General features: G+C 63.5%; 6 protein-coding genes. 1 reads left to right on the forward strand and 5 read right to left on the reverse strand.

The window, feature by feature from the left end; genetic code table 11:
* Window positions 1-5: 5 nt before the first annotated feature.
* A complete protein-coding gene (locus FPZ61_RS13105) occupies window positions 6-2,747 on the reverse strand; it encodes a cyclic nucleotide-binding domain-containing protein (protein WP_185467027.1) in 2,742 nt (913 codons plus the stop codon).
* Between the two features lie 31 nt (window positions 2,748-2,778).
* Here FPZ61_RS13105 and FPZ61_RS13110 point away from each other — a divergent pair, with 31 nt between their 5' ends.
* Window positions 2,779-3,519 carry a phytochelatin synthase family protein gene (locus FPZ61_RS13110; RefSeq protein WP_255441616.1) on the forward strand — a complete coding sequence of 247 codons (741 nt, stop codon included), beginning with the start codon at window positions 2,779-2,781 and terminating at the stop codon, window positions 3,517-3,519.
* A gap of 44 nt (window positions 3,520-3,563) precedes the next feature.
* Here the strand turns inward: FPZ61_RS13110 and FPZ61_RS15935 are convergent, their stop codons facing one another.
* The 4 genes from FPZ61_RS15935 to FPZ61_RS13130 form a co-directional block, all read right to left on the reverse strand.
* The gene (locus tag FPZ61_RS15935; RefSeq protein ID WP_185467029.1) at window positions 3,564-5,618 is read right to left on the reverse strand and encodes a mechanosensitive ion channel family protein; all 2,055 of its coding nucleotides are present in this window, start codon (window positions 5,616-5,618) and stop codon (window positions 3,564-3,566) included.
* Between the two features lie 266 nt (window positions 5,619-5,884).
* Window positions 5,885-6,286, reverse strand: a complete 402-nt coding sequence (locus FPZ61_RS13120) for a DM13 domain-containing protein (protein ID WP_221630162.1) — start codon at window positions 6,284-6,286, stop codon at window positions 5,885-5,887.
* 215 nt (window positions 6,287-6,501) lie between these two features.
* Entirely contained in the window at window positions 6,502-6,930 is a 429-nt protein-coding gene (locus tag FPZ61_RS13125; protein ID WP_255441617.1) for a thermonuclease family protein, read from the reverse strand.
* Between the two features lie 59 nt (window positions 6,931-6,989).
* On the reverse strand, window positions 6,990-7,667 hold the full coding sequence (locus FPZ61_RS13130; protein WP_185467032.1) for a hypothetical protein: 678 nt from the start codon (window positions 7,665-7,667) through the stop codon (window positions 6,990-6,992).
* Window positions 7,668-8,614 lie beyond the last annotated feature (947 nt).

The raw sequence follows: 8,614 nt of genomic DNA on the forward strand, positions 1-8,614 counted from the left end.
CTCCCTCAACTTTGCAGGGAGCGCATCAGGCTCTGCAGGTGACGACTCTCCAGCTGCAGCACACGCCGGGCGAAGTCTGGGTCACGCTCCAGCACCGCATCGAAGCCATCCACCGGAACCGCCAGCAGCCGGGTGCCCTCCTCTTCCGCCACGATCGTGTTCTCCGAGGCGCTGTGGCTCAGCACCTCCAGCTCATCCAGCACCTGGCCGGGTTTGAGCGGATCAAGGCGGATGCCACCGGCTTCCTGATACTGCACGGCTGCTTTGCCACTGATCAGCAGCAGCAGTTCGCGGCAGGTGTCGCCGGTTTCTGTGATCAGCTCCCCGGCGCCGAAGCGGCGCAGCTCCGAGACTGCCGCCAGCTGCTCCAGGCTGGCGTGGCTGGTGCCGCGGAAGAAATCGCTGGCGGCCAGGTGCGCGCGCATCTCCAGCTCAGGCAGGTCGTGGAGCTCAGGAAGCGGCGCCGACGGCTCTGCCAGGGCCCTGAGCACTTCGCTCAGAGGAACCGGAGCAGCGCTGGGCTCGAGGTCACTGACCAGGAAACGGGCCCGACCGGGATCAAGCCGTGCCAGCAGGAAAAGGGCGCCGGCCCGCAGCAGGGGGGTGCGCTCCTGCAGCAGGCCTTCAAGGCTGGCCAGGGTGTCAGCTCGCGACAATGAGGTAGGACCAACGGAGCCGCCATTCGGCTTCTGCTGCAGGATCGCCAGCACGGGAGCAGAGAGTTGCTCTTCCCAGCCGTCCTCCGCCAGCACCAGGAGCAGATTGACTGGTCTGAGGGCCTGCAGCCGGGCCGCCCATTCAAGGGCTTCCGGCTGATCCTTGAGCTCGCAGAGCACGCCGAGCATGGCGCGCACACTGAGGTCCTGCCGCTGCAGCAGGGACTCGGCCAGCAGATCTCGCACCAGCGGCTGGTCTGCCAGCGAGGGCTGCAGCAGGCTCCGGCGGGCCTTGCGGAGTTCTGAGAACCGCGGCAGCATCGCCTCCAGCTTCTGCAGCCCGTCGGTTGGTGGGGCGAGTCCTTCGAGCACGCTGGCTTCCTCCTCCGGGGTGATGGAGTATTGGTTGCGCAGGTGGCGGATCGTCTCCGGGTCCGCCTGACGGCTCTTGAGCGTCATCAGCCGCTCCAGAGATTTGCTGTAGCCACTCAGGCGGATCTGATCCTCGAGGCTGCGGCGTCCGTCGGGATCGAGCAGGTCCGGGTTCTCCACCCCCACGGTTTCGAGCAGGAGGCCGTGCTCTTCGTCGGTGATGCCGATCTCCCGTCGCATCTGCCGCAGCACCTCCAGGCTGCTGGAGGCATTGGTGTAACCCTCCTGCAGGGCCTCACGCACCACCCCCTTGTAGACCTGCTGGCGCTTCTCGCGAGTGAAGCTCGGCAGCACCTTGGCGAGCACATACACCTCATGGGGACTGAGGTCGGCCAGCTGCCGTCCATCGAGGTAGCGCCCCACATCGAGGTCGAGCTTCTGCAACTGGCGGCGGAAGCGGCTGGCCAGGTTCTCACGCTGGTGCAGATCGGCACTGCGCTCCCAGGAGCGGTAGAGCCAGAGACTGCTCACCCCCACCACCACGGCATCGAAAAGGGTCTGCACCCAGCCGGGAAGCAGCAGCAGCAGGGGGCGACCGGAGAACAGAAAAAAGAAGTTGAAGACCAGAAAGGTGGCCAGAACGAAGATCTGATGCCGTTCCATGCGGCTGTCGCGCTCGATCCAGCGGCCCACACGCACCCCCAGCCAGGTGAAGAACCCGAGCACAAGCGGAACCGCCACCAGCCGTGGCACGTTCACGCTCTGGCCGAAGAGAAACAGACCGGGCCGCAGGAGCAGCGACAACTGATCGCTCTGGCGCACCCAGGCGCCTGAGAAGTAGTACTCCCAGCTGCCGGCATAGAGGTAGTAGTAGAGGAAATAGCCCACCACCAGGCCCACGTAGGCATAGCGCTCGAAGCTGAACTCCCGGGTGCCCAGCCGCGACCAGTACATGCGCTCGGCGTCGATGTCGATGCAGGGCTGCTGGCAGGCCACGCAGGCGCTCTGTTCACTGCCGTCGGCCAGCACGGTGCGGCACATCGACTGGGTGATCGGCTTCTCGCTCAGGTGGGCCTTGCTGCCCAGCAGGCCGGCCGGGGTGGAATAGACGCTCTGCACCGGCGCCATCGGGCAGAAGTACTGGCACCAGGCCTTGCCGCCGTAGAGCCAGCCCACGCCGATGGCGGCGGCGATCGTGAACAGCAGCCAGCCGGCCAGCACCAGGCGGTCAGCATTGAAGAAGAGGATCCGCCCGCACAGGCCCACGAACAGCCAGCCGAACTGCAGCTGGGAGTAATGACGAGCCAGCCAGGAGTCGCCCGACACCTTGGCCAGCTGCTGGCGGCGCTCTCCCGTGCGCGGGTTGACCTTGGTGCGCTGGCGCTGCCAGCCCAGCGCCCGGGGAATCTGGGAAAGAAAGGAGAGGGGGCAGATCCGCCGCCAGAGTTCATGGCCGAACAGCAGCAGGATCAGTACCGCCGCCGGCACCACCACACCCCAGAACACGGTGGTGCCCAGGGGGTAAGGGGTCTCCCTCAGGCAGACGCCCTGCACGTCCACGCAGCCATCGCCCAGCCGCAGGGGGCTCCAGGGGTGGTCAGCTTCGGTGAAGCGGGGCGTCCAGGGGTCGTAGAAGAGGGAGACGATGATCAGCAGCCAGGCACTGGTGAGAATCCAGCGGATGCCATGCATCCGTGCCTCAGATACCTCAAAGGCCATCAAGGGGGGCCACACTGGCGCGAACCTTAGGTTGCTCGCCCTGGCTCTGCCTGCATCCCGCCCCTGCACTGCCCTGCCGGCTGTTCTGGGCCTGGCACTGCTGGCTCTACCGCCGCCCGGTGCCCTGGCCCAAGCAGCGGCGGCCACGATCCCCCTGCCGGAACCCCGAGGCCAGACTCTGTTGCTCCAGAGCGTCGATCGCGCCGACTACGGACCGCTGGCGGAGCAGTTCCTCACCCAGGCCAACCTCGCCTATTGCGGCGTGGCCAGCATGGTGATGGTGCTCAACAGCCTGGCGGTGCCGGCTCCGGCGGCAGCCGGCTACGGCAGCTACCGGTTCTGGACCCAGGAGAACGTGTTCGAAGCCGCCGACACCCGGGCTGTGCTCAGCCCCGAAGTGGTGGCCCGCCAGGGGATGACCCTGCAGGAGCTGGGGGCCCTGCTGACCAGTCTTGGGGTGCAGGCCCGGGCCATCCACGGCGATCGGCTGAGCCTGGCCCAGTTCCGACTTCTGGTGCGCAGCAACCTCAGCCAGAGTGGCGATCGCCTGCTCGTGAACTATCACCGCAAGGCCGTGGGGCAGGCCGGCGGCGGCCACATCTCCCCGCTGGCTGCTTACCACGCCATGACGGATCGGGTGCTGATCCTTGATGTGGCCCGTTACCGCTATCCGTCGGTCTGGGTGCCCCTGGCCGATCTCTGGCAGGCGATCCGCACCACCGACAGCAGCACCGGCCTCAGCCGCGGCGTGGTGGTGGTGCGGCGGATCTGAGGACGGGCATCAGCTCCGGCGACATCCGCCAGGCGCGGGCGGCTTCAACCGATGTCCCGGGTTCCCTGAACCATGTCGATCCGACGGTGCGGCATCCCCAGTTCAATGCCATGGGCCTTGAAGGCCTGCTTGATACGCAGCCGGAACTCCCGCCCCACAAGCCATTGCTTCAGGGGCTTGGTCATGATCCAGACGCGCAGTTGGCTGCCGGAATGCTCGATCCGGTCAAACCCGAGAATCTCGATCGGCTGGAGAATCAGCTCCTTCCAGTCGGGTTCTGCAGCAAGCTGGTCTGCAACGTCTTTCACCACCTCAAGGACATGGCGGAGATCCGCTGACGCGGAAACATCCACCTCAAAGTTCACCCTCGACCAGTCTTTGGAAAGATTGGCTACGGTGAGGATCTCACGGTTGGGTATGGTGATCAGCTCTCCATCGGCCGAGCGCAACTGGGTGGCCGACAGGTTCATGTTTTCCACAAATCCGCCAGAGGGACCAACGTTGATCACATCCCCGATGGCAAATCGATCCGTGGCGAGGATCAGGATTCCATTGATTGTATCTCCGAGCAGGTCTCTTGAAAGAAAGCCGATGGCCACGGCGATCAATCCGGCCCCTGCCAGCACACTGGGATCGACCCCAAGGGCCATCATGGTGATGTAGATTCCCGACACGATACAGAGCATTCTGCCAATACCCTTTGACACCTTGGCGTAGGTGGTGGCGCGCAACTGATAGCGGTTGGAGGATGGATCTTGAACCAATGAATCCTTAACCCACTTGTTCAAGGAGTGATCGATGCTGAGGTCGATCAACAGTTCCGCTAGCGAGACCCCGATCCAGATGATCGGAATCAGCACGGCCTGTTGCGCCAGTGCCAGGGCGAAGATACGAAAATCAGGCTTGATCAGAACGATGACGAGGATTCCAGCAATGATCATGCTGAAGCGCAATAATTGCAGCATTTGAACCAAAACTCTCATGCCGCTCTGAACCTGTCGCAGCAAGATCCGCTGATCAATTTCCAGCCTTGACAACCGATGGGTCAGTAGATCTTTCCTCCTCGTCAAAGTATTGATGGCAAGCGGGATCTTGCTGCCGAGGTCCTCAGCACGCCAAGGCTTGGCCGTCAGCGTTTGCTTGCTGTCCTGGCAATCCTCCTCGGGTTGATCGACATGGGTAGGAATCGGAGAAGCTTGGTCAGGGAAATCGGAGCTTGCCATCGCCGCACGTTTCGCCAGATCATCCAGCTCATTGAGTCGGGCCTGGATGGCTCGAAGCCACTGGCTGAAGAATCTCCGTAGGCTCGTGAGCAGGAACACCGTGATGAAGCTGACCGCCAGAATCGCGAGCACCAGCAAGGGCCTGGCAAAGGGGAAAGCTCTGTTGAACTCGAGTCCCCACACCGCCGAATTGAATGACGACTGAAAGGTCTGCTTCCATCGTGTTGCCAAATCTTCTTTGGGCAATCCTGCGTGCTGGGCATCGGTGTCGGTGACTGTGGCGAGGATCTGCTGGGAGAGTTCCAACTCCTCATCTGCCAGGACAAAGATCACAGTGGCGTTGTTCAGTTTTCCAATGTCGATCTTCGGGATGAGCGGATGCAATGGCTTGGGAGTGTTGGCCAGCCAGAACCAGAGCGAATGCTCCTGTTGCATGTCCAGCTTTGACCAGTCGATTGCATTCGACTGGCTGAACCTGCCCAGGCTTCGTCTCAGCTGGTTGAGCACGGCGTCGAAGCTTTCCACGATCGTCTCGGATCGTTGCTCCACGGTTCGAGTCAAATCGGATTCCGCTACATTTGTCTCAGCAGCGATAGCCACCACAATATCTTTGTTTTCTCCATCAAAAGTGAAATAGGGGATCAAGACCTGGCTGCACCACAGGCGTCCACAGCGTTCGGCCTGTGCGGGATCCCACCAGGGTTTCGTTCTGGGGGCAGAGGCTGAAGTGTCGCTGGAGGCAAAGGGGATCTGGGCTTGGACGGCCGGAGTCACCACAATCAGGGTGCAGGTGAGCATCACCAGCACCAATGACAGCCAACCCCGCAGGCCTCTGGGCCGACGCCTTCCTTCAATGTGCATGCGCTTGGCCTTCACGTAGTTGCTGCCCGCTCTGGATGCGGCCTGCAACCAGCATGTCTCTACGGTGAAACCGTTGCCAGGCCAAGCCCTTGTTGATCCCCCAGGAGTCACTGTCAGCACCGCCACTGGGGTGAGAGCCCCTCAAGCCTTGGAACTGCACACGGCATCGATGGTCGGCTGCACAGGTGAGTGCCAACGGTCTTTCAGCGGCGGCGCCGCGCGGGATCACACCCTCTGGAGACAGCGCAGTTCCGCCTGGGGAGTTGCGGCACTCCATTGAATCAGGGTGCTGAGCCCCCATCGGAATTGGCCACAAGCCTGGCGGCAGCGAAGGTGGCATTGAACCGCCTGCACCAGATCACAGCTGATTCGAAGTCATCGGTCTGGATCTCTGGAGGAACGGCATAGCTCTGGGCGCCGCTGTAGCTCTGCAACGGCGCCACCACCACGTAATCCCCCTCGTTGATCGGGAACGCCGGAGGTGTGGTGGATCCGATCACATCGCCGGAGCGATGCAGGGCCACCACCAGATCGGGACCGCTGGTCGAGGTGCTGAAGGCCCCATCCAGCTCGAGTGTCGTGGTGCCGCCCTGCTTCAGCAGCCGAACTGTTCCGGTGGTGGGATGCTCGCCATCAACGAAGGCTCCGGAGCGCAGCACCACCCCCTGCTGCTCAGCCTGCATGCCGGCGGAATCGGCGGCGGTTGCGGGCGGGCTGCTCGGCGCAGTTGATTCCTTTTGCTTGCTGCAGCCAGGCAGCACAGCACTTGCCAGAGCCAGAGCGAGCAGGCAACCAAGGGCGGACCCTCGCCGAATCATGATCCGATTGCGCTGAGCACCCATGAAGGCGATGGACCACTGAAGTCCCAGAATCACTGTATGCCTGCCGGAGTCACAACTCAGCGGCGACCCCGCCTGAACTCCCAGGGCCTCGTCATCCCTCCGGGCACCTGCCAGACGCCGTAACGCCGCCGGCTGGCCCGGAACTCCGCGCCCAGATACTCCTTCTCGTCGCACTGGCCCAGGTACTTCCGGTAGGCAAAGGCCTGGCCGTCTTCCACCATCGCCAGGCCCAGGTTGATCTCGCCGATCACCTCAGCCACGGTGCGGCCGAAGCGGTCCGTGGCTTTGATGGCCAGCATCACCGGTGTGCCGATCGGCAGCCGAGTCTGCAGATACTCGCGGGCCTTCTGGCCGTAGGGGGCCTGGGCCAGCTCCGGTGCATCGATGCAGGCCAGCCGCAGCGTGATCGTTCGGCCCGCCTGCCTGACGCGGATCGTGTCGCCATCCCCGATTGAGAGCACCGTGGCTGTTCGTATCTGCCCCATTGCCGGCCACGGCAGCAGGGCCCCAACAGAAATGAGCCCAACGAGGAAGGCTCCCCGCATCAGGGGCGGATGGACTCCGCAGGAGCAGTGCGCTGCAGAAGCAGTTCCAGCTTGCGATCCTGTCGCTCCAGCACGGCCAGGAACCCGGCAACGGTGATGCCCAGCACGACCAGCCAAACCAATGAAGTGCAGCCCACCACCTGCCAGCGGTTGGGGCCAACTGCAGGCATTGTCGAGGCCGTTGGAGGCATTCCCTCAGGTGCCGGTTCCGGCCGCAACGATCGGCTGGTCATCACCTGCTGATGCGGCTTCATGTCGAGCATCAGCTGCAGCACGGCTTCCGGTGTGGCCGGCACGAGAACGGGGATGGCCTCGGCATCACTGACCCGATCAGCAAGGAGCTCACGGCAGCGCTGCAGCCCCCCGCCGGCCCAGAACAGTCCCCAGGCACGCTTGTCCATCTGCAAGGCCACCCAACGGTGCGGGCGGGCGTCGGTGCGGATCAGCTGAGCGGCCTTGGCCAGCGTCCAGCTGCGTCCTGCCGCCACCGAGGTCTGCGCCTCCAGCAGCAGGCGGCCCTGCGGATCTCTGCTGTATCCCGTGGCCACCTGCAGGGAGAACACGTCGATGATCTGCACCCGGCTGCTGTACCGCCGAGGTTGCTGGTCTGGCGCCCAGAACACCAAGGCACCACGCTCTGTTCTGAGGCAGGCGTCGGTCTTGTTGTTGGTGGGCATCGTGCTCGCAGGCGGAGGGCCGCAGCTGAGACCTGGTGGTCTGCAGCCATTCAAGGGCACGCTTTGGGTGGCACGACCATTCCTGCAGAAACGGTTGTCCGTGGCTTCCACTGAGGACCTGATGGTGGGACCGCTTTGGTCTGGGGCACCTTCCGTTTGGTGTCCGTCTCAGGTGTTCCCTGGCCTGGCGCGCTCAAGCAACAGCACGCGTATTTCCTAGAGAGGGGCCATCACCCGGTTGTCCGGCAGCCCACCGCTCCTGAGGCTGGGGAGGTAGGCGTCAAATCGGCTGCAGGGACGGGTTCGAGCACGGTGATCTGCTTTCCCTTCACCCCTGCGTAAACCACCACGATCTCGGCGGGTTCCGTGCCGTTGTTGGTTCAGTAGTGAGGCTGATTCACCATCTCGATCAACCCGTCTCCCGCTATCAGCTGCAAGCTGGGGCCCGCCTCGTTGATCACCAACAGCTGCCCGCGTGCTTGCCAGCAGCAGGCCGCCACCAAGCAGAAACAGGGCCAGCCAGCATTGACGGGTCTTGAGCCTTGTCGCGGGAAAGAAGAAGGACATGGGACGTGTGCGAATGAAGGGAAGTCTGGGCGGGCCGGCGCAGATGTATTGCGGTGTTAGCGGGGGAGCGGCTTCAAGAGAGTGGGTGGCGCTCCACGCAGAGGAGCTGGCGTGGCTCCTGGGATCGCTCCAGGGTGAATGACAGTCCTCAGCAGGCCAGACTGGGTTGTGGACATCGCCATCTAGTGAATCCGCCACACACCCGAGCAGATCAACCGCAAGCTCAAGGCCCCCTGCGTCAGGAAAGAAGTCCGCTCGGTCTGACCCATCCACCAGGGGGCCAAACCGAGGACCATGAAACCGATCTATGACCAGGCCATGCGGGCCGAGATCCGCAATCGCATGAGCCCGCCCAACCGGGAGAGCGTGGCCGAGATCGC

The sequence above is a fragment of the Synechococcus sp. BSA11S genome, assembly GCF_014224355.1.
Classification (GTDB): Bacteria; Cyanobacteriota; Cyanobacteriia; order PCC-6307; family Cyanobiaceae; genus Regnicoccus_A.